This window comes from Rhodoferax sp. GW822-FHT04A08 (assembly GCF_058801025.1).
In genome coordinates this window covers 55,033-80,136 of the sequence record NZ_JBXAMW010000009.1, presented here as the reverse complement: position 1 = coordinate 80,136, position 25,104 = coordinate 55,033, and the positions used below count along the sequence as shown (strand labels likewise).

Annotated in this window: 21 protein-coding genes; 13 read left to right on the top strand and 8 right to left on the bottom strand. The window is 63.8% G+C overall.

Annotation, left to right across the window (positions count from 1 at the left end; all coding sequences use genetic code 11):
• Positions 1 to 80 precede the first annotated feature (80 nt).
• Positions 81 to 695, top strand: coding sequence for a hypothetical protein (locus tag AC1RMF_RS17390; RefSeq protein ID WP_493143108.1), 615 nt, complete (start codon positions 81 to 83; stop codon positions 693 to 695).
• A gap of 39 nt (positions 696 to 734) precedes the next feature.
• Here AC1RMF_RS17390 and AC1RMF_RS17385 read toward each other — a convergent pair whose 3' ends face one another.
• The 4 genes from AC1RMF_RS17385 to AC1RMF_RS17370 form a co-directional block, all read right to left on the bottom strand.
• Positions 735 to 1,199: a copper chaperone PCu(A)C gene (locus AC1RMF_RS17385; protein WP_493143107.1), complete on the bottom strand. Its 465-nt coding sequence runs from the start codon at positions 1,197 to 1,199 to the stop codon at positions 735 to 737.
• A gap of 21 nt (positions 1,200 to 1,220) precedes the next feature.
• A complete protein-coding gene (locus tag AC1RMF_RS17380) occupies positions 1,221 to 1,766 on the bottom strand; it encodes a YcnI family copper-binding membrane protein (RefSeq protein ID WP_493143105.1) in 546 nt (181 codons plus the stop codon).
• Between the two features lie 99 nt (positions 1,767 to 1,865).
• Positions 1,866 to 2,234, bottom strand: coding sequence for a DUF2946 family protein (locus tag AC1RMF_RS17375; RefSeq protein ID WP_493143104.1), 369 nt, complete (start codon positions 2,232 to 2,234; stop codon positions 1,866 to 1,868).
• 8 nt (positions 2,235 to 2,242) lie between these two features.
• On the bottom strand, positions 2,243 to 2,755 hold the full coding sequence (locus AC1RMF_RS17370; protein ID WP_493143102.1) for a MarR family winged helix-turn-helix transcriptional regulator: 513 nt from the start codon (positions 2,753 to 2,755) through the stop codon (positions 2,243 to 2,245).
• Between the two features lie 205 nt (positions 2,756 to 2,960).
• Here AC1RMF_RS17370 and AC1RMF_RS17365 point away from each other — a divergent pair, with 205 nt between their 5' ends.
• The 12 genes from AC1RMF_RS17365 to AC1RMF_RS17310 all read left to right on the top strand — a co-directional run bounded on the left by AC1RMF_RS17365 (position 2,961) and on the right by AC1RMF_RS17310 (position 16,449).
• On the top strand, positions 2,961 to 4,094 hold the full coding sequence (locus AC1RMF_RS17365; RefSeq protein ID WP_493143100.1) for a porin: 1,134 nt from the start codon (positions 2,961 to 2,963) through the stop codon (positions 4,092 to 4,094).
• Between the two features lie 131 nt (positions 4,095 to 4,225).
• Complete coding sequence (locus AC1RMF_RS17360; RefSeq protein WP_493143099.1) at positions 4,226 to 4,687, top strand: MarR family winged helix-turn-helix transcriptional regulator; 462 nt, start codon at positions 4,226 to 4,228, stop codon at positions 4,685 to 4,687.
• An 87-nt stretch (positions 4,688 to 4,774) separates the two neighbouring features.
• Complete coding sequence (locus tag AC1RMF_RS17355; RefSeq protein WP_493143098.1) at positions 4,775 to 5,557, top strand: crotonase/enoyl-CoA hydratase family protein; 783 nt, start codon at positions 4,775 to 4,777, stop codon at positions 5,555 to 5,557.
• Positions 5,558 to 5,615: 58 nt separating this feature from the next.
• Positions 5,616 to 7,478: a feruloyl-CoA synthase gene (locus AC1RMF_RS17350; RefSeq protein ID WP_493143096.1), complete on the top strand. Its 1,863-nt coding sequence runs from the start codon at positions 5,616 to 5,618 to the stop codon at positions 7,476 to 7,478.
• A gap of 27 nt (positions 7,479 to 7,505) precedes the next feature.
• Positions 7,506 to 8,756, top strand: a complete 1,251-nt coding sequence (locus AC1RMF_RS17345) for a thiolase family protein (protein ID WP_493143095.1) — start codon at positions 7,506 to 7,508, stop codon at positions 8,754 to 8,756.
• Positions 8,757 to 8,798: 42 nt separating this feature from the next.
• Complete coding sequence (locus tag AC1RMF_RS17340) at positions 8,799 to 9,563, top strand: SDR family NAD(P)-dependent oxidoreductase (RefSeq protein ID WP_493143093.1); 765 nt, start codon at positions 8,799 to 8,801, stop codon at positions 9,561 to 9,563.
• Positions 9,564 to 9,576: 13 nt separating this feature from the next.
• Positions 9,577 to 9,996: an acyl-CoA thioesterase gene (locus AC1RMF_RS17335; protein WP_342619256.1), complete on the top strand. Its 420-nt coding sequence runs from the start codon at positions 9,577 to 9,579 to the stop codon at positions 9,994 to 9,996.
• Positions 9,997 to 10,076: 80 nt separating this feature from the next.
• The gene (locus AC1RMF_RS17330) at positions 10,077 to 11,165 is read left to right on the top strand and encodes an ABC transporter substrate-binding protein (protein WP_342621027.1); all 1,089 of its coding nucleotides are present in this window, start codon (positions 10,077 to 10,079) and stop codon (positions 11,163 to 11,165) included.
• Positions 11,166 to 11,186: 21 nt separating this feature from the next.
• Positions 11,187 to 12,227: a branched-chain amino acid ABC transporter permease gene (locus tag AC1RMF_RS17325; protein WP_493143092.1), complete on the top strand. Its 1,041-nt coding sequence runs from the start codon at positions 11,187 to 11,189 to the stop codon at positions 12,225 to 12,227.
• A gap of 1 nt (position 12,228) precedes the next feature.
• Positions 12,229 to 13,995, top strand: a complete 1,767-nt coding sequence (locus AC1RMF_RS17320) for a branched-chain amino acid ABC transporter ATP-binding protein/permease (protein WP_493143090.1) — start codon at positions 12,229 to 12,231, stop codon at positions 13,993 to 13,995.
• Between the two features lie 10 nt (positions 13,996 to 14,005).
• Positions 14,006 to 14,746 carry an ABC transporter ATP-binding protein gene (locus AC1RMF_RS17315; protein ID WP_493143089.1) on the top strand — a complete coding sequence of 247 codons (741 nt, stop codon included), beginning with the start codon at positions 14,006 to 14,008 and terminating at the stop codon, positions 14,744 to 14,746.
• Positions 14,743 to 16,449 (top strand): acyl-CoA dehydrogenase family protein, encoded by a 1,707-nt coding sequence (locus tag AC1RMF_RS17310; protein ID WP_493143087.1) that lies wholly within the window; start codon positions 14,743 to 14,745, stop codon positions 16,447 to 16,449. Before AC1RMF_RS17315 ends, AC1RMF_RS17310 begins: the two co-directional genes overlap by 4 nt.
• Positions 16,450 to 16,467: 18 nt before the next feature.
• Here the strand turns inward: AC1RMF_RS17310 and AC1RMF_RS17305 are convergent, their stop codons facing one another.
• The 4 genes from AC1RMF_RS17305 to AC1RMF_RS17290 all read right to left on the bottom strand — a co-directional run bounded on the left by AC1RMF_RS17305 (position 16,468) and on the right by AC1RMF_RS17290 (position 25,104).
• On the bottom strand, positions 16,468 to 17,169 hold the full coding sequence (locus AC1RMF_RS17305) for a hypothetical protein (RefSeq protein WP_493143086.1): 702 nt from the start codon (positions 17,167 to 17,169) through the stop codon (positions 16,468 to 16,470).
• A 129-nt stretch (positions 17,170 to 17,298) separates the two neighbouring features.
• Positions 17,299 to 18,690, bottom strand: coding sequence for an efflux transporter outer membrane subunit (locus tag AC1RMF_RS17300; RefSeq protein WP_493143085.1), 1,392 nt, complete (start codon positions 18,688 to 18,690; stop codon positions 17,299 to 17,301).
• 7 nt (positions 18,691 to 18,697) lie between these two features.
• Positions 18,698 to 21,910: a multidrug efflux RND transporter permease subunit gene (locus AC1RMF_RS17295; protein ID WP_493143084.1), complete on the bottom strand. Its 3,213-nt coding sequence runs from the start codon at positions 21,908 to 21,910 to the stop codon at positions 18,698 to 18,700.
• Complete coding sequence (locus AC1RMF_RS17290) at positions 21,907 to 25,104, bottom strand: efflux RND transporter permease subunit (RefSeq protein ID WP_493143082.1); 3,198 nt, start codon at positions 25,102 to 25,104, stop codon at positions 21,907 to 21,909. The genes AC1RMF_RS17295 and AC1RMF_RS17290 overlap by 4 nt, the downstream gene beginning before the upstream one ends.

Genomic DNA, 25,104 nt, shown 5'->3' with positions numbered 1-25,104 from the left:
TGCATAACTTGACTCTGCAGACATAGCCTTGGTGCAAGGCGCACTTACGATCGCTCCATTTGCATGGGAAGCGATACGCGATGACTGACAAATCTTCAACCGTGAACCTCGGCACGCGCCGCGCTTGGGTCGGCGTGGCGGCACTGGGACTGCTGGGTGCGGGTGCCGCTCGTGCGCAGATGAGCGGGGGGATGGGTGGAGGAATGGGTGGGCCAGGAGGCGGGCGAGGCCGGCCGGGTGGCGATTGCAAGAGTGCCTCTGCTGAATCACCCGAACCCGCTGGCGCCACGCTGATCAAGATGGCCGCCGGTGAACGGCTGCGCAGCTTGCCCGGTGAATTGCAACTCACGCCCCAGCAAGTGGCACTGTATGCGCGCTATGCGGGCGCGGTGGAAAAAATCATGCTCGACGAAGGCACCTGGGCCAGCCGGCCCGCGCCCACGGAAGGCAGTGCCATGCAGCGCATAGGCAGCCAGATTGATCGGGCCAGCAATCGCGCGGCCGGATGGGAAGAGGTGCTGGATGCCGTCAAACCCCTGTACGCATCCTTGAGCATCTCGCAGCAAGCCATCGCCGACAAGCGACTGGTGGTGTCACTGGAACCCAATGCCTGGGTGTTTGCCAAGGGTGATGACGCCGGCCCGCCCTCCGGTGCACCGCAAGGCACACCGCCACAGCGGCCGAGTCAGCCCTGAGCCTGAACGGCGTCTGCGGCTACTGCTTTCGGCAGAGGATCAATGTGACATGGGCATTGCGGTAGGCGGGGTCATCAGCACGGGTACCTTGACTTCAATCTTGCTCTCCGCGCCCTTGGCATCCTTGAACACCAGGGTCAACGGAATGGTGGTGTCGGCCTTGAGACCCAGCTTCAGGTCCATCAGCATCACGTGGTAGCCGCCAGGATTGAGGGCAACTGCCTTGCCCGCCGGTAAGTCCAGTCCACCCTCGACCGCACGCATCTTCATGACGCCGCCGTCCGTCTTCATTTCGTGAACCTCTGCTACACCGGCTACTGGCGTACTCACGCCCACCAGCTTGCCACCTTCCTTGGAGGTCAAGGTCATGAAGGCGCCAGTGGCTTTTTGGCCCTGCACCGTGGCCCGTACCCAGGGGTTTTGCACATCCAGCGATTGGGCCCACAGGGCAGTCGAGCCGCAGGCGGCCATCAACGATACACAGGCAATGCGAACGAATTTCATGGTGATCCTTGGGGTGGTGGTTTAGTGGGAATGGCTTCCAGCGGCCTGTACATCCAGAATGTCCAGACGTGCCGCAGGCGATTTCAGACTATGCGCGTCCTGGCCAGAAGCGGGGATTTCCACCCATTCGTTGCTGCCTTTGTCGCAGCCCTGGACGACCTTGAACCAGGTGGCACCGGGCTTCTTGGGGGTGGTGACGCGAAAGACGAATTCATCTGCCAAGGCGTTGGGCAGTGCATTTTCCGGGCCCTTGGCGGTCCAGGTGATTTCCTGCACGCCCTCGGTGATCTTGCTGCCGTGCATCTCGTAAGGCTCGGCCAGCTTGCCGATCTTGGTGGAGATATTCCAGCCGGGTTTCACCAGCGGTTGCGCAGACACAAACCCGCTGGGGATGGTGACCGACAGTGAGTTGGTGGCGGCGCCATCGCAGCCATGGCCCACGCGCAGCACCGCGCGGTAGGCCGCGCCTGCGGCAGCAACCGGGTCATCGAGAACCACGTGGGAGAGGGCGGCCACTGCGGTGAGGGAGGTGGCCAGGGCGAGAACGAATTGGGTGTAGATCTTCATGTTGGGTGTCCTGTAGTCGAATCTGAATAAACAAGGCGTGCACTGCCAACGCGGCAATGCGCCAAGCCTGCACCTCAGCGGCGCAGGTCTCTGTCGGGTTCAGATGGATGACGGAGGATCACGGGCCGACGTGGGGTCGGCCAGGCGCCAGACGGCGGCTGCAGGACGGGCTGCATGGAAGACCTGGCCCAGGTCCGGCACGCCCGGTACAGGCATCTCGGCGGCCGGGGGCGCGCCGAAGGGCAGGCACATCACGCAATGCAGTGCGTGGGTGACTGACGGGTTGGACGGGCCTGCCGCGTCGTTGGCAAGAACCAGCTTGACGTTGCCCGTGGCCGAGCAGACCAGTTCCATGCCCTGCGGATTGACCAGCGGCGAGGCAATGGCCACACCAATCGACAGCGCAAAGCACAGCAGCATCCATCGGACGATGGAGCGCGCTTCGCGAAGGGACTGGAGGGTCGACATGGATCGCATTATGACCCAGCGGGTGCTGTGTGCGTTGCGCCTGGGGGCGGCAGCGCCAGTTTGCTCAGCAGCTCCAGCAGCATCAACCGCTCGCCCGGACTGAGGTGGCTCATGGCCACTTCCTCGGCCTTCTTCAATCGAACCAATGCGTCCTTGACAAGCTCCTTGCCCTGGGCTGTCAGACGCAGATGCTGGGCACGTCCGTCACGCAGGCTTTTTTCCCGGACCAGAAGTCCACGCGCTGCCAGCTTGTCCACAGCAACCGTGATGTTGGAAGTCTTGATGGAGATGGCCTGGGATATCTGGGTAGGGGTCATGCCGTCAGTCAGGTCCACCAGATTGAGGATGGTGAACTCTATTCTCCCCATCTGCATGGGCAGGCCGACCTCGCGGAAGTAGACGGGACTCAGCACTGCGGTGGACAGTGCCAGCTGGTAGCCAACCAGGGCATGGATTCCGCCTGCGACTTGCACGCTGCCGGAGCCCGGAGTGCTGCCGTATTTCACAGTCTTCTTGTTCATTCAGGCGATTATCACCTTGGCTCATTTACTTAGGTTGAGTAACAAGTTTCGTCGATTGTCTTGGGGTTTGTACTAGATAGTTACCAAAGATAATTACATAACATAACAATATCTGAGCTGAAATCAGATTGAGCACGCGTGATTCAACACACGGCCCGTACGACGACAAATCGTTTGCCCCATCACAAACTACAGGAGACAAGACATGAAGAGAAATACCTACAGTGCCATAGCACTCAGCGCGATCTGCGTTCTCGCCAACGCACAAAGTACGACTGCAAGCGCACCCGGCGCTCCGGCTTACACCATCTACGGACTCATTGATATCGGCGAGGAAAGCATCAACAACGTAGGCACCACCGGCAACAATCTCGTGCGTATGGCCAGTACCACTGGCGCGCTTCCTTCCCGCGTCGGTATCCGTGGCAGCAAGGAGTTTGGCGAGGGACTCACCGGCGTGTTCACGCTGGAGAGCGGCTTTGCGCCCGACTCCGGTACCTCGGGTCAGGGCGGTCGCCTGTTTGGTCGCCAGGGGTTTGTCGGATTGAGCGGCAGCTGGGGTACGTTCTCGGTGGGGCGCCAATACACCATGCTGTACTGGTCCTTGCTCGATGCCGACAACATTGGTCCGATGGTGTTCGGTCTGGGTTCGCTCGACAGCTACATCCCCAACACGCGCGTTGACAACTCGCTGGCATGGAAAGGCAGCTTCAGCGGTCTGACCATGGGCGCAACGTTCAGCACCGGCCGCGACTCGGCCAACCCCACGCCCAACAACCCCGCCGGCACGAACTGCGGTGGTGAGTCGGCCAACGACCCCAATGCCTGCCGTGAATGGTCGGTCATGGCCAAGTACGACCAGCCCACCTGGGGCGTGGCTGCCGCCATCGACGAGATGAATGGTGGAGCAGGTTCGTGGGCCGCGCTGGGCTTGACGTCCAGCGATCTGACCGACCGCCGCACCACACTCAACGGCTACTACAAGTTCGGCAGCGTCAAGTTGTCCGGCGGCCTGATGACCCGCAACAACATGGGCAGCGCTGCCACACCCAAAAGCGATCTGACGTTCTTCGGTGTGACCTATCCCGTGACGCCCTCCTTCGTGCTGGATGCGCAGGTGTCGCAGCTTACGTTCAAGGACTCCTCGAACAAGGCCCAACTGTTCGTTGCACGCGGTACCTACACGCTGGCAAGCGGCCTGGTGGTGTACGCCGGATTGGGTCAGATCGCCAATGAAGGTGCGTTGGCCATATCGGTCAGCTCCGGTGCCTCCGGCAGCAACCCGGTGGCGGGCGGCTCGCAAACCGGCATTGTGGGTGGTCTTCGTTACGCCTTCTGACGCAGTGAGCGTGGCAGGTGCACGTGCCGCACACCGGCATGCGCACCTGCCACGGAAAATGTGTGGTGCATTGCTATCATCGCTGCCACCGCTCCTGCCCGCAACGCGGGCGGAGATCACCTGACACTCCTATGCCCACACCAAGCAAGAGCAGTACTGCCTTCGTCGAAGACGTCGACACGCGATTTCTGGAGACCCTGCTGGGCTACAACGCCCGGCGCGCCGCGCTGGCCGTCATCGAGATATTCCTGGTGGAGATGGCACCGTTCGATCTGAGGCCGGTGGACTTTTCCGTGGCGTCGCTGGTGCTGCACAACCCGGGCATCACGTCCCGACAGATTTGCGCCGCATTGGGCATCCTGCCACCCAATCTGGTGGCGCTGCTCAACGGCCTGGAGAAGCGCGGACTGGTGGTGCGCAGGCCCCATCCCAATGACGGTCGCGCCACGGGATTGCACCCCACACCCAAATGCGTGGAGATGTTGCGCGCAGCGGAGAAGAAGGCCAGTGAACTGGAACTCAAGGCCTGTAGCAAACTCAGCGAGAGTGAGCGCAAGACACTGCTGCGGCTGCTGCAGAAGGTCTACCGCTAGCGCTGCGGCGCGTTGAATCACACAGGGTAAACACCAATCATTTGGTTATTAAATATAACCATAATTCACCCACTTGATGGAGAACCGATGACACGCAAAGACATACAGATGGAGCTCAAAGGCGATAGCCAGGAAGTGGCAGTGATTCGCCTCCTGCGCGGCCACAAGCGCAATGCACTCAACGACGGACTGGTATTGGCCATCCGCAAGCTCTTCGATGAAATGCCCACGTCGGTCCGGGCCGCCGTGATCGAAGGCGAAGGTGAGCACTTCTGTGCTGGCCTGGATCTGTCTGAGCTGAAGGAAAGAGATGCGGGCCAAGGTCTGCACCACTCGCGCATGTGGCATGACGCGTTGGACCGTGTGCAGTTCGGCCCGGTTCCCGTGGTCGCGGCACTGCACGGTGCTGTGGTCGGAGGCGGTCTGGAGCTGGCCAGTGCCTGCCACATCCGTGTGGCAGACGAGACCACGTTCTACGCCTTGCCCGAAGGTTCGCGCGGTATTTTTGTGGGCGGTGGTGGTGCCGTGCGCATCCCGCGCCTGATCGGCACCGCACGCATGACCGACATGATGCTCACCGGCCGCGTCTACAACGCGCAGGACGGCGAACGTATCGGCATGGCGCAGTATCTGGTGCCCATCGGCACCGCTTCGGACAAGGCCTTTGAACTGGCCCTGCGCATTGCACAGAACGCGCCCCTGACCAACTACGCATTGATGCACGCACTGCCGCGCATCGCCGAACAACCTTCGGACCAGGGCTTCTTTACCGAAGCCATGATGGCCGCCATTGCCCAGAGCGCACCCGAGGCCAAGGCCCGCGTGACGGCCTTTCTGGAAGGCCGGGCCGCCAAGGTCCAGAAGAGCTGACAACCAACCCCACCTGACTTTCGGACGTAGAAGCCGAGGGCAAGCAGGAGACAAGACAATGACAGCAAAGTACAAGTATCGGGAACTCCATTTCGGAGTGACCCGTGGTGAGTTGACCGATGGCGCCAACGGCGTGCAGTACCTGCGCGCGCAGGTGCCGCTGCAGGCTACCGCTAGGCGCATGACCGATCGCCTGCTCCATTGGGCCGCGACCGCACCGGATCGCGTCTGGATGGCACAACGCAGCCGCGAGGCCGATGGCAGCCGGGGCGCATGGCAGTTCATCACCTACGCTCAGGCGCTGGAGCGGGCCCGGTGCATTGCACAGGCCCTGCTGCAACGCGGCCTGAGCGCCGAGCGCCCGGTCCTGATCCTGTCGGAAAACGGTACCGAGCACGCCTTGCTGTCGCTGGGTTGCATGCTGGCAGGTGTGCCGTGGTGTCCCGCGTCGCCTGCGTATTCCACCATCAGCACCGACTACTCCAAGCTGCGCCATGTCTACAACACGCTCACGCCCGGCCTGGTGTTTGCCTCGGATGCCACGCGTTACCAGAAGGCCATTCAGGCCGTAGTGGCTGCAGACGTGGAAGTGGTGTTGTGCCGGGGTACGCTGGAGCAGCGCGCCAGCACCAGCTTCGGTGCCTTGCTGGATACTGAAGCAACGGCAGAGGTGGATGCCGCCATTGCGGCCACCGGGCCGGACACCATCGTCAAGTTCTTGTTCACCAGTGGCTCCACCAAACTGCCCAAGGCGGTGATCAATACCCAAAGCATGTGGTGCTCCAACCAGCAGCAGATGCGCCAGAGCATGCCGGTGTTGGCCGAGGATCCGCTGGTGCTGGTGGACTGGCTGCCCTGGAACCACACCTTTGGTGGCAACCACAATTTCGGGCTGGTGCTCTACAACGGTGGCACGCTCTACATCGACGAAGGCAAACCGGTACCCGCATTGATTGGTGAGACTTTGCGCAACCTGCGTGAAGTGGCACCCACCGTGTACTTCAATGTGCCCACCGGCTTTGAAGCCATTGCCGCGGCCATGCAGATCGACCATGCGCTGCGCCGCACCTTTCTCTCCAGGGTCAAGATGTTCTTCTACGCTGGTGCCGCACTGGCACAGCCGGTGTGGGACAGCCTGTACGCCAGCGAAGAAGCGGAAATCGGCGAGCGCATCGTGATGACCAGCGGCCTGGGCATGACCGAGTCCGGCCCCTTTGGTATCTATGTCACCAACCCGGAGGTGCGCGCCGGTGACCTGGGCCTGCCCGCGCCGGGCATGGAGCTCAAGCTGGTGCCCAGCGACGGCAAGGTGGAGGTGCGCTACCGCGGACCCAACATCACACCTGGATACTGGCGGGCGCCGGAAGAGACCAAGGCCCACTTTGACGAAGAAGGATTCTTCAGAACCGGCGATGCGGTCGCGTGGATCGATGCAAACAACATCCACCTGGGCCTCAAGTTCGATGGACGCATTGCCGAAGACTTCAAGCTCGCAACCGGAACCTTTGTCAGCGTGGGGCCGTTGCGCGCCAAGATCATCGCCAGTGCCGCCGGATTGGTGCAAGACGTGGTGATTACCGGCCTGAACATGCACGAAGTCGGCGCCATGGTGTTTCCCAATGCGGCGCTCTGCCGCGCGTTGAGCGGCTTGCCCGACGGCGCACCGCTGGAAGGTGTGTTGGCCGCGCCCGCCGTGCTCGCACGTTTCCAGAGTCTGGTGGATGAGCTGGCCAAGACGGCCACCGGTAGCGCCAACCGCGTTGCCCGGCTGTGCCTGCTGTCCACGCCTGCGTCGCTGGATCTGGGCGAGATCACCGACAAGGGCTCCATCAACCAGCGTGCCGTGTTGGCCCATCGCAGTGCCATTGTTGAAGCAATGCACGATGGCCGTTTGCCTCACACGCTGACACCATCCCACTAACTAAGCACGACCCATACAAGGAACCATATGGCATCCAAAGGATTCTTCAACGCATTCGACGACATCTGGATGATCGACGGCATGCGCACCCCCATGGTGGACTACTGCGGTGCGCTGGGCCACATCTCGCCCACCGATCTCGGTATCAAAGCGGCCCGTGCAGCCTTGCACAAGGCAGGCGTCCCGGCCGATCACATCGAGACGGTGCTGACCGGCAACATGGCGCCTGGCGATTACGAGCAGTTCATGCTGCCGCGCCACGTCGCTCTGTATGCAGGTGTGCCACAGACCGTGCCCGCGTTGATGGTGCAGCGCATCTGCGGCACCGGTTTTGAGCTGTTCCGCCAGGCAGGCGAACAGATTCAGGCCGGGTGTGCCGATGTGGCCCTGGTGGTGGGCGCCGAGTCCATGACTCGCAACCCGATTGCCTCCTTCACCCATCGCACCGGTTTCAAGCTGGGTGCGCCGGTGGAGTTCAAGGATTTTCTGTGGGAGGCGCTGAAAGATTCCGCCTGCGGCATCACCATGATCCAGACCGCCGAGAACCTGGCGCGCAAGTACGGCATCACCCGCGAAGAGGTGGATGCCTTTGCCAGCGCGTCGTTTGCCAAGGCAGTGGCTGCACAGGCCGATGGTTTCCATGCTGGCGAGATTGCGCCCGTGGTCAGCGAGAAGTTTGAGCTTCCCGGTTACGCCACGCGCGGCATCCAGTTGCAGGGCAAGGTAACCGAAGTGGCCACCGACACCCATGCCCGCCCGTCCCCGGTCGAAGTGCTTGCCAAGCTGCGCACCGTGTATCCAGACGGCGTGCAGACCGGCGGCAATAGCGCGGCATTGGTGGACGCGGCGGCCGCCGCCGTGGTGGCCGCGGGCAGCTATGTGCGAGCCCAAGGCAAGAAGCCGCTGGCACGCGTGGTGGCTGCCGCCGTGGTGGGTGTGCCGCCGGAAATCATGGGCATAGGCCCGGCGCCTGCCATCCGCCTGCTGCTGGAACGCGCAGGGCTGTCTTTGGATGCCGTGGGCCGGTTCGAGATCAATGAAGCCCAGGGTGCGCAAACCCTGTCGGTGGGCCGCGAACTGGGCCTGGACATGTCCAGGCTCAACGTCAACGGCGGTGCGATTGCCCTGGGCCATCCCTTGGCCGCAACCGGTGTGCGCCTGACCCTGACGCTGGCGCGTGAACTGCAGCGCAGCGGTCTGCGCTACGGCGTTTCCAGCGCCTGCATCGGTGGCGGTCAAGGCATTGCCCTGCTGCTGGAAAACCCCGCTGCAGCCTGAGGCCGCACCACTAGACAACCCACGCACAAGCAAAGGAACTCCATGCACATCACAGGACAAGCGGCACTGGTCACCGGCGGCGGATCAGGCCTGGGCGAGGCCAGCGCGCGCGAGCTCGCACGCCTGGGCGCCAAGGTCACCATCCTGGACGTCAACCTGGCACAGGCGCAGCAGGTAGCTGGCGAAATCGGTGGCCTGGCCATTCAGTGCGACGTCACGAGCGCATCCAGCGTGCAAGCGGCCCTGGAGCAGGCAGCCGCAGCCCACGGGCCAGCGCGCATCCTGCTGCAGATCGCCGGCATCGGCAGCGCCAAGCGTGTCATTGCAAAGGACGGCAGCGCCGCCCCGTTGGAGGACTTCGCCAAAGTCATCGAGGTCAATCTGCTGGGTACCTACAACGTGGCGCGCCTGTTTGCCGCCGCCTGCGCACAGCAGGAGCCGCTGGAGGATGGCGAACGCGGCGTGATGGTGTTTACTGCGTCGGTGGCGGCATTTGACGGCCAGGTGGGCCAGCAGGCGTACAGCGCCTCCAAGGCCGGGGTCGTGGGCATGACCCTGCCTATGGCACGTGACCTCGCGCAGCACGGCATCCGCGTGTGCACCATTGCGCCCGGCCTGTTTGCCACGCCGTTGATGCGCACCTTGCCCGAAGCGGTGCAGAAGTCACTGGCCGAGAGCATCCCGTTCCCCAAACGCCTGGGTAAACCCGAAGAGTTCGCGCAGCTTGCTGCGCATATCGTCACCAATGGCCACCTCAATGGCGAAGTGATACGCCTGGACGGCGCACTGCGCATGGCCCCCCGCTAACCCAAGGAAGACGATGAGCAAAACCGTGATCTACGAAGTGGAAGTGATGTTCGGGGACTGTGATCCCGCCGGCATCGTGTTCTTCCCCAATTTTTCCAAGTGGATGGATGCCTCTTCGCTGAACTTCTTCGTGAAGTGCGGTGTGCAGCCCTGGCGCGAACTGGTCAAGACCACCGGCATCATCGGCACCCCGCTGCTGGAGATCAACACCCAGTTCAAGCGACCGGCCACCTATGGAGAGCGGCTGCAGATCCACACCAGCGTGACCGAATGGCGCGAGAAGGTCTTTTTGCACCGCCATGTCGTCATGCGCGGTGACGACCTGCTGTGCGAAGGCACCGAGGTGCGTGCCTTCGTCGTGCGCCTGCCCGGCGACGAGGTGCGCATGAAATCCATTCCGGTACCGGAATTCATCAAGACACTGTGCTCTTGATCCACTGCTTCAACCACCACAAAAAGGAGACAACCGTGAAACTTAGCTACCAAGTGATTGCCGCTGCCGCAACCACACTGATGTCGGGTCTGGCCATGGCCGACCTCACCATCGGTGTGATTCTTCCGCTGACCGGTCCGGCCTCCGGCCTGGGCATTCCCATGAAAAACCAGATCGCCTTGTGGCCGGAAAAGATTGCCGGCGAGAAGCTCAAGGTGATCGTGCTCGACGATGCCACCGATCCCACCCAGGGCGTGAAGAACGCGCGCCGCCTGGTGGCCGAAGAGAAGGTGGACGTGCTGCTCGGTTCCGCTGCCACACCGGTGGGGATTGCCATTGCCGACGTGGCGGTGGAAAGCCAGACGGTGCAGCTCGCAGCCACCCCCATTGGTCTGCCACCCGGCAAGGACACCTGGTCCTTCCGTCTGCCCCAGTCGAATGACGTCATGGCGCACGCCGTGGTTGCGCACATGAAGAAGCAGGGCGTCAAAACGGTGGGCTTCCTGGGTTACACCGATGCCTATGGCGAGCAGTGGCTCAAGGCCTTCACCGCTGCCGGTGACAAGGAAGGCATCAAGGTGGTGGCCGCCGAACGCTTTGCCCGCACCGATACCGGCGTGACCGCGCAGGCCTTGAAGCTCACCGCCGCTAATCCCGATGCCATCCTGGTGGTGGCCTCGGGCAGCGGAGCCGCCATGCCCGAGATGGCCGTGCTGGACCGTGGCTACAAAGGCAAGATCTACCAGACCCATGCCGCTGCCACCAAGGACCTGATGCGCGTGGGTGGCAAGGCCATGGAAGGCACCTATGTGGTGTCGGGCCCGGTGATTGCACCGGCGCAGTTGCCAGACTCCAACCCCTCCAAGAAGTTTGCCCTGGACTTCGTGGCCAAGTACGACGGCGCCTATGGTGCGGGCAGCCACAACCAGTTCGCCGGCCACGCTTACGACACCGTCCTGGTGCTGGAGAAAGCGGTTCCCCTGGCGCTGAAGAAGGCCAAGACCGGTACGCCCGAATTCCGCGCGGCCCTACGCGATGCGCTGGAGACCATGGGCCGCACCGTGGTGGCCCACGGCACGCTCAACTGGACCAAGGAAGACCACTGGGGCTACACCCTGGACACCGGCGTGATCGTGAAGGTGGTCAACGGCGACTGGAAAATCGAATAACACGCAAAAGGATTCAAGCCCATGGACTCCACGATTGCCAGCATCCTGCTGCTGGATGGCTTGACCAACGGGGCGGTATATGCCCTGTTGGGTCTGGCCACCGTGCTGGTATTCACGGTCACGCGTGTGATCTTCATCCCCCAGGGGGAGTTCGTCGCCTACGGCGCGCTCACCCTGGCCATTCTGCAGACGGGACGCGTGCCCGGCACGGTATGGCTGTTGCTGATCATGGCATGCATAGCTGCTCTGATGGAGCTGGTAAGCCGGTGGCGCCACCACCGCAACCCGCTGGCTGCACTCAAGTCGGCCCTCAAGGTGCTGGCGGTTCCGGTGGCGCTTGCGCTGGTCACGCTGTGGGCCGCGCCGCGCCAGTTTCCGTTGGAAGTGCAAGCCTTGCTGAGTGTGGCCATCGTCACCTCCTTCGGGCCCCTGGTGTACCGCGTGGCCTTCCAGTCGCTGGAAGATGCGTCGCCCTTGGTGTTGCTGATCGTGGCCGTGGGTGTGCACTTCGCCATGACTGGCCTGGGGCTGCTGTTCTTCGGGGCCGAAGGTTTCCGCAATCCGCCGTTCTGGGATTTGCGCCTTTCGCTGGGTCCAGTGACGCTGACCGGACAGACCCTCATCATCTTTGCCTGTTCCGTTGCGCTCATCGTGCTGCTCTGGTTGTTTTTTGAACGTGCCCTCATGGGCAAGGCCCTGCGTGCCACCGCGGTCAACCGCCTGGGTGCGCGCCTCATGGGCATTTCTTCCCACGCGTCCGGCCAGACGGCATTTGCCATGGCCGCGCTCATTGGCGCGCTGTCGGGCCTGCTGATCGGGCCGACCACCACCGTGTTCTACGACTCGGGTTTCCTCATCGGCCTCAAGGGTTTTGTGGCGGCGGTGGTAGCTGGTCTTTCGAGCTACCCAGGTGCCCTGGTGGGCGCTCTGTTCGTGGGCATCGTGGAGTCGCTGGCCTCCTTCTGGGCCAGTGCGTTCAAGGAGGTCATTGTGTTCACGCTGATTCTTCCCATCCTGCTCTGGCGTTCGCTCCAGGGTGGCCATTCGGATGAGGAGCACTGACATGAACAACCGTAACATGCGCTGGCTCGCTTTGGGGGCCCTGGTTCTGCTGGTGGCCCTGCTGCCACTGCCCGAGTTCTGGATCACCCAACTCAACTACATCGGCCTCTACAGCCTGACTTGCCTGGGGCTGGTGTTGCTCACCGGCGTGGCCGGCCTCACCTCCTTCGGGCAGGCTGCGTTCGTAGGTATCGGTGCCTATGCCAGTGGCTGGTTCACCCTCAACCTGGGCCTCTCGCCCTGGGTGACGCTGTTCATCGGTCTGGCCATCACCTCGGCTTCTGCGCTGGTCGTGGGCGGCATCACGCTGCGCATGTCCGGCCATTACCTGCCGCTGGCCACCATCGCCTGGGCGCTGGCCCTGTACTACCTCATGGGCAACCTGGACGCCCTGGGTAAGTACGACGGCCTGCTGGGCCTGCCGGGTCTGTCGGTGTTCGATTGGCAGATCGGCCAGGGCAAGGGCTTCTTCGTCCTGACCTGGGTGGTGGTGCTGTGTGCGGCGGCGGCGCTGATCTCGCTGCTGGACTCGCGCGCCGGCCGCGCCATGCGCTCCTTGCGCAACGGCACCCGCATGGCCGAGGCCATGGGCGTCAACACCCTGCGCTACAAGATCATCATCTTCCTGATCGCCGCGCAACTGGCCTCCATTTCCGGATGGCTGTTCGCGCACTTCCAGCGCTCCATCAACCCCTCGCCCTTCGGTCTCAAGATGGGCATTGAATACCTGTTCATGACCGTGGTGGGCGGCATCGGCCACGTGTGGGGTGCGGTCGCCGGCGCATTGATCACCAAGCTCATGGAAGACCAGTTGCAGGTGCTGTTGCCCAAGCTCATCGGCACCAGCGGCAGCTACGAAGTCATCGTGTTTGGCATTGTCCTGGTGGTGATGCTCAAGTTTCTTCCCGATGGGCTGTGGTCCATGGTGCAACGCAAGCTGCCGCGTGCAGCGCGTGCCGTGGACTGGGCCGATGCACCCGCCTTGCCTGAGCGCGGCAAGCCGGCCAAGGGCGAGCCGATTCTGCAGGTGAAGGGCATTCGCAAGGTGTTCGGCGGACTGACTGCGGTGAACAACATCAGCTTCCAGATCGATGCCGGCCAGATCGTGGGCCTGATCGGTCCCAACGGTGCGGGCAAGTCCACCACCTTCAACCTCATCACCGGTGTGCTCGCCTTGAGCGGCGGTGAAGTGGTGTTCCGCGGCGAAGGGGTCAGCGGCCTGCCTTCCCGCGAAATCGCAAGGCGCGGCATGTCGCGCACCTTCCAGCACGTCAAGATGATCCCCGACATGACGGTGCTGGAAAACGTGGCGCTGGGCGCCCACCTGCGCGGCAGCAAGGGCGTGCTGTCGGCCATGACGCGTACCAACCGTCTGGAAGAGCGCCAGCTCTACAAGGAGGCACAGCGCCAGCTGGAGCGCATTGGCATGGGTGAGTACCTGCATGAGCTGGCGGGCAACCTGGCCATGGGGCCGCAGCGCCTGATGGAAATTGCGCGCGCCCTCTGCAGTGACCCGGCCCTGTTGCTGCTGGATGAGCCTGCAGCCGGACTGCGCCACCTCGAGAAGAAGCGGCTGGGCGAAGTGCTGCGGCAGTTGCAGCAGCAAGGCGTGAGCATTCTGCTGGTTGAGCACGACATGGAACTGGTCATGGACGTGTGCGACCACCTGGTCGTGATGGAGTTCGGCACCCTGCTCACGCAAGGTACGCCCGAGCAGATTCAGCAAGATCCCAAGGTGCGTGCCGCGTACCTGGGTACCGAACATTAAGGAGCGCACCATGACGACACCGGTACTGCGCGTCCACAACCTGCGTGCGGGCTATGGCCGCGCCGAGGTTTTGCACGGCATCGATATGCACGCGGACCCCGGCAGCGTGATCACGGTCATAGGCCCCAACGGCGCGGGCAAGTCCACGCTGCTCAACACGCTGATGGGCGTCCTGCCCGCCAACGGACAGATCGACCTGGAGGGCGCCCCCATCCAGTCCTTGACGCTGGAAGAGCGTGTCATGCGCGGCGTGGCCCTGGTGCCGGAGAAGCGCGAGCTGTTTGGCACCATGCCAGTGGAGGACAACCTGCTGCTGGGCGGCTTTCGCCAGATGCGTCTGGCCAATCCGCACTGGCGTGACCGCATGGAAGAGGTCTACACCCTGTTCCCCCGCCTGAAAGAGCGCAGGCTGCAACTCGCGGGAACCCTGTCCGGCGGCGAGCGCCAGATGCTGGCCGTGGGCCGCTCACTCATGTCCGGCCCCAAGGTGCTGATGCTCGACGAACCCAGCCTGGGCCTGGCGCCGCTAGTCGTCAAGGAGATCTTCAGCATCATCGAGAAGCTGCGCGAGACCGGTGTGACCATCGTGCTGGTAGAGCAGAATGCGCGCGCCGCACTGGCGGTGGCGGACTATGCCTATGTGCTGGAGATGGGTGCCATCGGCATTCACGGTCCGGCCGAACAACTGGCGCAAGACCCGCGTGTGATCGAGTCCTACCTGGGTGCAGCCAAACGGAAAGAAGCAGCATGAGCGTGTATCAGCCTCCCACGCAGGACATGCAGTGGTTGTTGGCCACTGTGGTGCAGGCGCCTGCAACTCTGCAGCAACTAGGCGCATTCGCAGAGGTCGATGAAGATCTGATGGCCCAGGTGCTGGAGGAGTCCGGCAAGTTTGTGGGCGAAGCCATTGCCCCGTTGAACCGCCAGGGTGATGAAGTGGGCGCGCAGTGGAAGGACGGATCGGTCACCATGCCGCCAGGCTTTAAGGATGCCTACGCCGCCTTCTGGCAGGCCGGCTGGCCCGCACTGGCGGCCGATGTGGAAGACGGTGGGCAGGGGCTGCCCTCGGTGCTGGCCGCCATGCTGTACGAAATGCTCAGTGCCGCCAACCACGCCTGGACCATGGCGCCCGGCTTGCTGCACGGCGCCTACGAATGCCTCAAGCACCACGGCAGTGAAGCCTTGCAGAAGCGTTACCTGGAAAAGATTGCCACCGGCGAATGGCTGGCCACCATGTGCCTGACCGAAGCCCATGCCGGCAGTGATCTGGGGCTGGCGCGTACCAAGGCCGTGCCACAGGCGGATGACAGCTACCGCGTCTCGGGCACCAAGATATTCATCTCCGGCGGCGAGCACGACCTCAGCGACAACATCGTGCACCTGGTGTTGGCGCGCCTGCCCGACGCACCGCCCGGCCCCAAGGGGCTGTCGCTGTTTCTGGTGCCCAAATACTACGAAGACGGCAGCCGCAGTGCGGCCTACTGCGACCGCATAGAAGAGAAGATGGGCCTGCACGGCAGCCCCACCTGCGTCATGCGTTTCGAAGACGCAAGGGGTTGGATCGTGGGCGAGCCCGGGCGTGGTCTCAACGCCATGTTCGTCATGATGAACGCCGCGCGCCTGCATGTGGCCTTGCAGGGCATTGGCCTGCTGGAAGCCGCGTGGCAAACCGCAGACGCCTACTCCCGCGAGCGCAGGCAAATGCGCGCACCGGGCCGCGGCAGGTCGGCCGCCGAGGCCGACCTGATCGCCGAGCATCCGGCCATGCGCCGCATCCTGGATACCCAGCGGGCCTGGATCGACGGCGGCCGTGTGCTGGCATACCGAACCGCCATCGAGCTGGACATGGGCAAACACCACGCAGACGCCGCTCGCCGCGAAGCGGCCCAGCGCTGGTGCAGCTTTGTGACGCCGGTCATCAAGGCCGCCTTTACCCAGCAGGCGTTTTACGGTGGCAGCGAATGCCTGCAGGTGCTGGGCGGGCACGGCTATGTGCGCGAGTGGGGTATCGAGCAAATCGTGCGCGACGCGCGCGTGGCCATGATTTACGAAGGCACCAACGAGATCCAGGCGATAGATCTGCTGGTGCGCAAGGTACTGCCTGACGCGGGCACATCCTTTGGCAACTGGCTGGACAGCCTGGTTGCAGAGCTGGACCTGGCTGTGCCATCGCACCCCCGCGTGCTGCAGCGCGTGGAGGCGCTGCGTTCTGTCACACGGCAACTGTGCGAGGCGGGCCAGCGCGATGCAACACTGGCCTATTGGGTGGCCGACGACTTCCTGCGCGTGGTAGCGATCGTGTTGCTGGACTGGGCATGGGCGCAGATTGGCGTCAGGGCGCCTGCGCTTGCCCGCTGGACGCAACCCATGCAGGCCATGGAGCGCTGGATTGCACCGGAGCTGCGCACGCGCATCGCCGTCATCGAGTCCGCGTTGGCCGGAGTGCCGGCTTAGGCACGCGTCCCCGGCGTCTTATGCCAGGTTGCTGAAGAGGCTGCCCAGTGAGGACGTGCTGGAGGTAGCGCCATAGCCCAGGTTCTGCTGCATCTGGCTGAGCAGGGCCTGCAGGCTGACTTGTGAACTGGTCGATCCGTTGCCGCTGGTGCCCGTGCTGCCAGAGCTTGAACTGGAGCTGCCTTGCAGGTCCGCCACCATCTTGTTGAAGGCGCTTTGCAGGTCCGATGGCGCGTTGCCACTGGTGACCTGTGAAATCAGGGCCGACAGGCCGGAGGCAAAGTTGCTCTTGGGATCGCCGGAATTGCTGCCTGTGCCGCTACCCGAAGCTCCGCCGGTGTTCTCACTCTTGACGGCCTGAAACAGGGCATGCATGAAGGCTCCAATGTCCGCCTTGGTGCTGCTGGCACCGGAAGTGGAGCCGTCGTCATCACCGTCGCTGTCGGTGCCGGCGGTGGTGGTGGACGAATTGCCCGAAGTGCTGGAGGTGGCGCTGGTGCTCTGGGTGGTGTTGAGCCCCAGGCTTTGCAGTGCCTGCATCAAAGCGGACTGCAGGGCGCCGCCGCGACCATGGCCATGCCCGTGGTGACCCGAACCCTTGACACCTTTGCTGCCGTCCCCATCGCCATCCGGGTCAGAAGTACTGCTGGTCTGGCTCGTCTGTGTCAGGTTGGATGGGGGCACATAGACCGAGGAGGAAATGCTGTCGATGCTGCTCATGTTGACTCCAATGGGGTGGGATGGACTCCATTGGAATTCGGCGGAAAATTTTCTAAATCAAATGAAAAGCGGCAAAAACGTAGCTGTTTACCTATCTTTACCGCAGCTATGTAAAGACACGCTTTTTTGTTACATCTGCCAGCGACCCGCAATGTTCTTGAGCAGGGTGTTGATGGCAATCAGCTGGCGATTGCGCACCGAGACCAGGGTTGCCTCGCTGCTCAGTGCCGAACTTTGGGCACTGCTGACATTGAGGTAGCTCACCGTGCCCGCGCGGTACTGTTCCATCACGATCTCCAGATTGCGCTGGGCCGCCTGCAGGGCTTGAGTCTGTGATTGCACCTCGTCGGAAAGCCGGGCGCTCAGGACCAGGTTGTCTTCCACTTCCTGCAGCGCGGTGAGTACCAACTGCCGGTACGACGAGGTGACCTGGTCGGCCGAGGCCCGCGCCTGTGCGCTGGCCAGTTGGCGGCTGCCCCCATCCAGGATGGACTGACCTACCGAGGCTCCCAGCGACCACAGCAAATTGGGTGTGCTCAGCAGATTGGCGATGGACGACTGGCTGTAGCCCGCCGTGGCCGACAGGTTCAGGGTGGGGAACAGGGCCGCATCGGTCACTCCGATCTGGTCGTAGGCGGCCTTCACGCGTTCGCGTGCAGCGGCAATGTCCGGCCGCCGTTCCAACAGGGTGGATGGCAGCAGCGTTGGCACGGCCACTGCCTGGGGCAAGGTTGCCGTGGGCGCGATGGAGAAGACCGCGGGTGCCTCGCCCAGCAGCACCGCCAGTGTGTGCTCCAGTTGGGCGCGCTGCGCCTGCATGTCGGCCAGTTGGGTCTGCACGCTGCTGAGCTGGGTTTGCGCCTGCAACACGTCGGTGAGACCGACCACACCCGAGCTGTAGCGCACACGGGTCAACTCCAGTGCGCGCTGGTAGGCCTGCACATTGCGCGCCAGCAGGGCCTGCTGCGCCTCGGCTGCACGCAGCGAAAAATAGTTTTGCGCCACGGCCGCCTGCACCGACAGGCGCGCGGCAGCCAGATCCGCCTGCGATGCATTCAGGCTGGCCTCTGCACCTTGTGTGGCCATGGACAGGCGGCCCCACAGGTCCACCTCCCAGCTGGCGGTGGCGGTGAGGGAGACGCTGTTGCTCGGGTTCTCAGCCGCCGTCGATTGCGCGTTGGCCGAACGCGTGCCGTTCAGGCTGGCAGACAGAGTGGGCCCGGTGGCGCTGCGGCTGGCGCCCAGCACCGCCTGCGCACTGGCAAGTTGGGCCTGCGAGGACTTGATGCTCTCATTGCCGATGACCACGCGGCGTTCCAGATCATCCAGCACCGGGTCCTGGAACAGGGTCCACCAAGCGTCCGGCACGTTCTGCATAGTGGCAGCGTCAGGACCAGCGCTTTCCTTGAACCGGGCCGGCGCGTCTTGCGACGCGGGTGGTGCAACCTGCGTGATGGCACAGGCGCTCAGCAGCGCGCATACGGCCAGGGAGAGAAGGGTGAGGCTTTTGGGTTTCAGCATGGCGGTCTCAGTGTGCAGTCGCGTTCGGCAAAGGGGTGAGGGCAGGGGCGGCAGTGGCCTTGGGCTTGCGGCGCAGCCGGTCCATCAGCACAAATACCACCGGCGTGGTGTAGAGCGTGAGCAGCTGACTCAGGATCAGCCCGCCCACGATGGCAATGCCCAGTGGTTGGCGCATCTCGGCGCCATCGCCCGTGCCCAGGGCCAGCGGCACCGCGCCGAACAAGGCGGCCATGGTGGTCATCAGAATGGGCCGCAGCCGCAGGCTGGCGGCACGGAAGATCGCGGCACCCGCGCTGACGTTGCCCACGCGCTGGCGCGCAATGGCGAAGTCGATCATCATGATGGCGTTCTTCTTCACGATGCCGATCAGCAGGATCACGCCGATGAAGGCGATGATGGAGAACTGCGTATCAAACAGCATCAGCGCCAGCAGCGCACCCACACCGGCTGACGGCAGCGTGGACAGGATGGTGAGCGGGTGGATCAGGCTCTCGTACAGAATGCCCAGCACCAGGTAGATGGTGACCAGCGCCGCGGCAATCAGCAAGGGTTGTGACGACAGCGACTGCTGGAACGCATTGGCCGTGCCCTGGAAGCTGCCGCGCACCGACACCGGCACGCCCAGCTGCAGCAGCGCACCGTCAATGGCAGCGGTGGCCTCCGACAGCGACACGCCCAGCGGCAGGTTGAAGCTGATGGTGGAGGCCGGTGTGCCGCTCTGGTGGTTGACGGACAGCGGCGTGTTGGTGGTCTCCACCTTGGCAAAGGCCGACAGCGGCACCTGCGCACCGGTCTTGCTGGTGACGTAGAGGCGACTCAGCATCTCCGGCCCTTGCAGGTACTCGGGTGCCAATTCCATCACCACCCGGTACTGGTTGAGCGGGTTATAGATCACGCCGACTTGGCGCTGGCCAAACGCGTCGTTGAGCGTGGTGTCCAGATTGCTCACCGTCACGCCCAGCCTGGCCGCAGCATCGCGGTCAATGGTGAGCGTGGTCTGCATGCCCTTGTCCTGCTGGTCGGAGTTCACGTCGGCCAGCTCCGGCAGTTTGGACAAGGCGGCACGCACGCGCGGCTCCCAGCTGCGCAGGTCCTCCAGCGAGTCGGCCTGCAAGGTGTACTGGTACTGCGCATTGGCCTGGCGGCCACCCATGCGGATGTCCTGCACCGGCACCAGAAACAGATTGGCGCCGGGCTCATGCGCCAGCTTGCCGCGCAGCCGGGCAATGACGCCGTCCACGCTGATCTTGCGCTCGGCCAGGGGTTTGAGCGTGACATAGAAGTTGGCCGTGTTGCGCTGCCCGCCGCCGGTGGAGCCGCTGACGTTGGCCACCGCCGGATCGGCCATCAGGATGGCCACAAATGTGTCCACCCGCTTTTGCATCATCTCGAAAGAGCTGCCCTGGTCAGCCTGCACGCCGCCCACGATGACACCGGTGTCCTGCTGCGGAAAGAAGGCCTTGGGGATGGCGGTGTACAAGTAGATGTTGAGCGCGATCACCGCCAGCAGCGACAGCATGGCCACCGGCTGATGCCGCAGCGTCCAGGCCAGGCTGCGCCGGTACAACCGCACGGCCTTGCGCCCCAGCGTTGCCACTCCATCCGACAGCGCCTGCAGTCGTGCGTTGCGCGGGCGTTGCTTCTCTCGGGGGCGCAGCAGCAGCGAAGCCATCATGGGCGTGGTGGTGAGCGACACCAGCATGGAAACCATGATGGCCGTGGACAGCACCACCGCAAACTCGCGGAACAGCCGACCCACCACGCCACCCATCATCAGAATCGGAATGAACACCGCAATCAGCGACACGCTGATGGACACCACGGTAAAGCCGATTTCGCGCGCACCCTTGCGCGCGGCCTCGCGCGGGCTCAGTCCCTGCTCGGTATAGCGGGTGATGTTCTCCAGCACTACGATGGCATCGTCCACCACAAAGCCGGTGGCTACCGTCAACGCCATGGCCGAGAGGTTGTCCAGGCTGTAGCCGCACAGGTACATCACGCCCAGCGTGCCTGCCAGCGACACTGGCACGGCCACCGCCGGCAGCAGCGTGGCGCGCCAGCTGCGCAAGAACAGCAGCACCACCAGAATCACCAGCCCGATGGCAATGGCCAGCGAGCGCTCCACTTCGCGCAGCGACGCACGTATGGTGGGCGTGCGGTCGCTCAGCACCTTCACATCGATGGCCGCGGGAATGGAGGCCTGCAGGCGCGGCAGCAGCTCGCGCACCCGTTGCACCGTGTCGATGATGTTGGCGCCAGGCTCTTTCTGTACAAACAGCGCCACCGCTGGCTTGCCATTGGCCACGCCATAGTTGCGCGTGTCCTGCACCGAGTCGCGTACGGTCGCCACATCGCGCAGGCGCACCGCTGCGCCGCTGCGGTAGTTCAGGATCACGGGTGCGTATTCGGCCGCGGTGCGGGCCTGGTCATTGGCACCCACCTGCCAGCTGCGTGCGCCATCTTCCAGCGTGCCTTTGGGACGGTTGGCATTGGTGGCGGTGAGTGCAAGGCGCACGTTGTCGAGCGCAATGCCGTTGGCTGCGAGCTGGTCCGGATTGAGTTCTACGCGCACCGCCGGCAGGGCTCCGCCACCCACGCTCACCTGTCCCACGCCCTCCACCTGCGCAATGCGCTGCGCCAGCACGGTGGAGGCCGCGTCATACATCTGGCCGCGCGTGAGCGTGTCCGAGGTCAGCGCCAGAATCATGATGGGCGCATCCGCTGGGTTGACCTTGCGGTAGGTCGGGTTGCTGGGCATGCCGGTGGGCAGCAGCGTGCGTGCGGCGTTGATGGCAGCCTGCACATCGCGGGCGGCGCCATTGATGTCGCGCTTCAGGTCAAACTGCAGCGTGACGTTGGTGGAACCCAGTGAGGAGCGCGAGGTGATCTCGCTCACCCCGGCAATGCTGCCCAGCACCCGCTCAAGCGGTGTGGCCACGGTGGCGGCCATGGTGTCGGGGCTGGCGCCGGGAAGTGAGGCGCTCACCGAGATGGTGGGAATGTCCACCTGCGGCAGCGGCGCGATGGGCAGCAGCCAGAAGCACAGCGCACCGGCCAGGCCAATGCCCAGTGTGATCAGTGTGGTGGCAACGGGGCGGTTGATGAAAGGCGACGAGATGGAGCCCCCCTGTGTCGCCTTCGGCGCCTCCCCCCCCGAGGGGGGGCGCTGCTGGCGGACCGGCGGAGCCGGATCCGCGGCAGCCTTGGTGGGCTCGCTCATGCCGCTGCTCCTTCGGAGCTGCGCGCCTTCCAGCGCTGCGATAGCTGCGCGAAGCCCAGGTAGATCACGGGGGTGGTGAACAGGGTGAGGATCTGGCTCACGATCAGGCCGCCGACCATGGTCACGCCCAGGGGGTGGCGTAGTTCATGGCCTGCGCCGGTGCCCAGCATCAAGGGCAGTGCGCCCAAGAGCGCGGCCATGGTGGTCATCAGGATGGGGCGAAAGCGCAGCAGGCAGGCCTGGTGGATGGCCTCGCGTGGCGAGAGCTGCTGCTCGCGCTCGGCGTCCAGCGCGAAGTCGATCATCATGATGGCGTTCTTTTTGACGATGCCGATCAGCAGCACGATGCCGATGATGCCCACCACGCCCAGGTCCTGGCGCGCCAGCAGCAATGCCAGCAGCGCGCCCAGCCCGGCTGAGGGCAGCGTGGACAAAATGGTGACCGGGTGGATGAAGCTCTCATACAGCACACCCAGCACGATGTACATGGTGACCACCGCCGCCACGATCAGCAGCAGGGTGCTGGTCAGCGATGCGCGGAAAGCTTCGGCCGCGCCCTGGAAGCTGGTCTCTACACTGGCCGGCAGATCGAGCTTGGCTTCTTCGGCCTTGATGGCATCCACTGCCGCACCCAGCGACACGCCCCGTGCCAGGTTGAAGGACACGGTGGCCGAGGGGAACTGCGCCACATGGTTGATGGAAAGCGCCGAGGGGCGCTCCACAAACTGCGCCACCGACGACAGCGGCACCTGCACGGTCGTGGTGGTGCCGTTGCTGCTCACGCTGCTGCCAGGCACATACAGCTTGTCCAGCGAACGCATGCCGGTGCGGTAAGGCTCGGCGGCTTCCAGCACCACACGGTACTGGCTGGCCTGGGTGTAGATGGTGGAGATGAGGCGCTGGCCGTAGGCGTTGTAGAGTGCGTTGTCGATGGCGGACACCGTCACGCCCAGCTTGCCAGCGGCCTCGCGGTCGATCTGCACATAGGCTTGCAGACCCTGGTCCTGCAAGTCGGTAGCCACGTCTTCAATCTGCGGCAGTGTCTTGAGGCGCTCCAGCAGCCGGCTGGCGGCCGTGGCCAGGTCTTTGGAGTCCGGTGAACTGAGCAGGAACTGGTACTGCGTCTTGGAGACGCGGTCTTCAATGCTCAGGTCCTGCACCGCCTGCATGTAGGCGGTAATGCCTGGCACATGCGAGGTACTGGCGGACAGGCGGTGTATCACTTCGCTGGCCGAACTGGTGCGCTGGGAAAACGGTTTGAGCGTGATCTGCATGCGCCCGGTATTGAGCGTGGCGTTGGCTCCATCCACACCGATGAAGGAGGCCAGGTGGTCCACATCCGGGTCCTGCAGGATGGTGTCTGCCAGTGCCTGTTGGCGTTCGCCCATGGCGGCAAACGAGGTGCTCTGCGACGCCTCGGTGATGACCTGTATCAGCCCGGTGTCCTGCACCGGGAAGAAGCCCTTGGGCACCGCGATATACAGCGCCACCGTGGCGATAAGCGTCAGGCCGAACACCAGCAGCGTGAGGGCCGAGCGGTCCAGCACCCAGTGGAGCACGCGCCCGTAGGAAGCCACCATGGAGTCGAAGGCCCGGCCGCTCCAGGCGCCCAGGCGGCTGTGGCTGCGTTGCGCTTCGGGGCGCAAGAGGCGTGCACTCATCATGGGCGTGAGCGTGAGCGAGACCACGGCGGAAATCAGGATGGAGACCGCCAGCGTGATGGCGAACTCATGGAACAGCCGCCCCACCACATCGCCCATGAACAGCAGCGGAATCAGCACCGCAATCAGCGACACCGTGAGCGAGATGATAGTGAAGCCAATCTGTTTGGAGCCTTTGAGTGCGGCCTGCATGGGCGAGAGAGCAATGTTTTGGCTCTGGCCGGGTGCTGACGCACCCTTAACTTGTGCTTCGCCCAAGTTAGCCTGCGCCGAAACATTGCCCGGCACCTCAAGGTGCCGGGCAATGTTTTCGATCATCACGATGGCGTCATCCACCACAAACCCGGTGGAAATGGTGAGTGCCATCAGCGTGAGGTTGTTGATGGAAAAGCCCGCCAGGTAGATCACGCCGAAGGTGCCCACCAGCGATAGCGGCACGGCCACCGCCGGAATCAACGTGGCCCGCGCATCGCGCAGGAACAGGAAGATCACCATCACCACCAGCGCCACGGCCAGCAGCAACTCGAACTCAGTGTCATCCACCGAGGCGCGTATGGTGGTGGTGCGGTCGGCGATGATGCGCACGTCCACCGAGGCTGGTAGCGTGGACTGCAGCCGCGGCAGCAGGGCCTTGACCCGGTCCACTGTCTGGATCACGTTGGCGCCGGGCTGGCGTTGCACGTTCAGGATGACGCCGGGCGTCTGGTCGGCCCAGGCGGCCAGACGCAGGTTTTCGGCATCGTCCACGATCTGCGCCACGTCTTTCAGGCGCAAGGGGTTGCCGTTCTTCCAGGCAATGATCAGGTCCTGGTATTCGGCAGCCGACTTGAGCTGGTCATTGGCATCGATGGTGGAGGCGCGCTGCGCACCGTCGAAGCTGCCCTTGGCCTGGTTCACATTGGCTGCGGCAATAGCAGTGCGAATGTCATCGAGCGATAGCCCCAGGCTGGCCAGCGTTTGCGGGTTGGCCTGTATGCGCACGGCGGGTTTGCGGCCACCGGCAATGCTGACCAGGCCCACCCCGTCCACCTGCGAGAGCTTGGGGGCGAGCCGGTTCTCGGTCAGGTCATGCAGCTTGATAGCGGTGAGCGACGGTGAGGTCACGGCAATGGTGAGCACCGGCGCATCGGCCGGGTTGACCTTGCTGTAGACCGGTGGCATGGGCAAGTCGCTGGGCAGCAGGTTGCTGCCGGCGTTGATGGCGGCTTGCACTTCCTGCTCGGCCACATCCAGCGACAGGCCCAGCGAGAATCGCAGCGTGATGATGGACGCGCCACCCGAGCTGCTCGACGTCATCTGGCCCAGGCCCGGCATCTGTCCGAACTGACGCTCCAGCGGCGCGGTCACCGTGGTGGAAATCACATCCGGGCTGGCGCCCGGGTACAGCGTAGTGACCTCGATGGTGGGGTAGTCCACCTCGGGCAGGGCCGATAGCGGCAACAGCCGGTACGCCAGCAGACCCGAAAGCAAGATGGCCAGCATCAGCAGCGCGGTTGCCACCGGCCGCTCGATAAATATGCGCGACGGATTCAT

Excerpts from the sequence above, each read along its gene's own strand:
- AC1RMF_RS17390 (WP_493143108.1), top strand. The coding sequence starts at position 81 with ATGACTGACAAATCTTCAACCGTGAACCTCGGCACGCGCCGCGCTTGG.
- AC1RMF_RS17385 (WP_493143107.1), bottom strand. The coding sequence starts at position 1,199 with ATGAAATTCGTTCGCATTGCCTGTGTATCGTTGATGGCCGCCTGCGGC.
- AC1RMF_RS17380 (WP_493143105.1), bottom strand. The coding sequence starts at position 1,766 with ATGAAGATCTACACCCAATTCGTTCTCGCCCTGGCCACCTCCCTCACC.
- AC1RMF_RS17375 (WP_493143104.1), bottom strand. The coding sequence starts at position 2,234 with ATGTCGACCCTCCAGTCCCTTCGCGAAGCGCGCTCCATCGTCCGATGG.
- AC1RMF_RS17370 (WP_493143102.1), bottom strand. The coding sequence starts at position 2,755 with ATGAACAAGAAGACTGTGAAATACGGCAGCACTCCGGGCTCCGGCAGC.
- AC1RMF_RS17365 (WP_493143100.1), top strand. The coding sequence starts at position 2,961 with ATGAAGAGAAATACCTACAGTGCCATAGCACTCAGCGCGATCTGCGTT.
- AC1RMF_RS17360 (WP_493143099.1), top strand. The coding sequence starts at position 4,226 with ATGCCCACACCAAGCAAGAGCAGTACTGCCTTCGTCGAAGACGTCGAC.
- AC1RMF_RS17355 (WP_493143098.1), top strand. The coding sequence starts at position 4,775 with ATGACACGCAAAGACATACAGATGGAGCTCAAAGGCGATAGCCAGGAA.
- AC1RMF_RS17350 (WP_493143096.1), top strand. The coding sequence starts at position 5,616 with ATGACAGCAAAGTACAAGTATCGGGAACTCCATTTCGGAGTGACCCGT.
- AC1RMF_RS17345 (WP_493143095.1), top strand. The coding sequence starts at position 7,506 with ATGGCATCCAAAGGATTCTTCAACGCATTCGACGACATCTGGATGATC.
- AC1RMF_RS17340 (WP_493143093.1), top strand. The coding sequence starts at position 8,799 with ATGCACATCACAGGACAAGCGGCACTGGTCACCGGCGGCGGATCAGGC.
- AC1RMF_RS17335 (WP_342619256.1), top strand. The coding sequence starts at position 9,577 with ATGAGCAAAACCGTGATCTACGAAGTGGAAGTGATGTTCGGGGACTGT.
- AC1RMF_RS17330 (WP_342621027.1), top strand. The coding sequence starts at position 10,077 with ATGTCGGGTCTGGCCATGGCCGACCTCACCATCGGTGTGATTCTTCCG.
- AC1RMF_RS17325 (WP_493143092.1), top strand. The coding sequence starts at position 11,187 with ATGGACTCCACGATTGCCAGCATCCTGCTGCTGGATGGCTTGACCAAC.
- AC1RMF_RS17320 (WP_493143090.1), top strand. The coding sequence starts at position 12,229 with ATGAACAACCGTAACATGCGCTGGCTCGCTTTGGGGGCCCTGGTTCTG.
- AC1RMF_RS17315 (WP_493143089.1), top strand. The coding sequence starts at position 14,006 with ATGACGACACCGGTACTGCGCGTCCACAACCTGCGTGCGGGCTATGGC.
- AC1RMF_RS17310 (WP_493143087.1), top strand. The coding sequence starts at position 14,743 with ATGAGCGTGTATCAGCCTCCCACGCAGGACATGCAGTGGTTGTTGGCC.
- AC1RMF_RS17305 (WP_493143086.1), bottom strand. The coding sequence starts at position 17,169 with ATGAGCAGCATCGACAGCATTTCCTCCTCGGTCTATGTGCCCCCATCC.
- AC1RMF_RS17300 (WP_493143085.1), bottom strand. The coding sequence starts at position 18,690 with ATGCTGAAACCCAAAAGCCTCACCCTTCTCTCCCTGGCCGTATGCGCG.
- AC1RMF_RS17295 (WP_493143084.1), bottom strand. The coding sequence starts at position 21,910 with ATGAGCGAGCCCACCAAGGCTGCCGCGGATCCGGCTCCGCCGGTCCGC.
- AC1RMF_RS17290 (WP_493143082.1), bottom strand. The coding sequence starts at position 25,104 with ATGAATCCGTCGCGCATATTTATCGAGCGGCCGGTGGCAACCGCGCTG.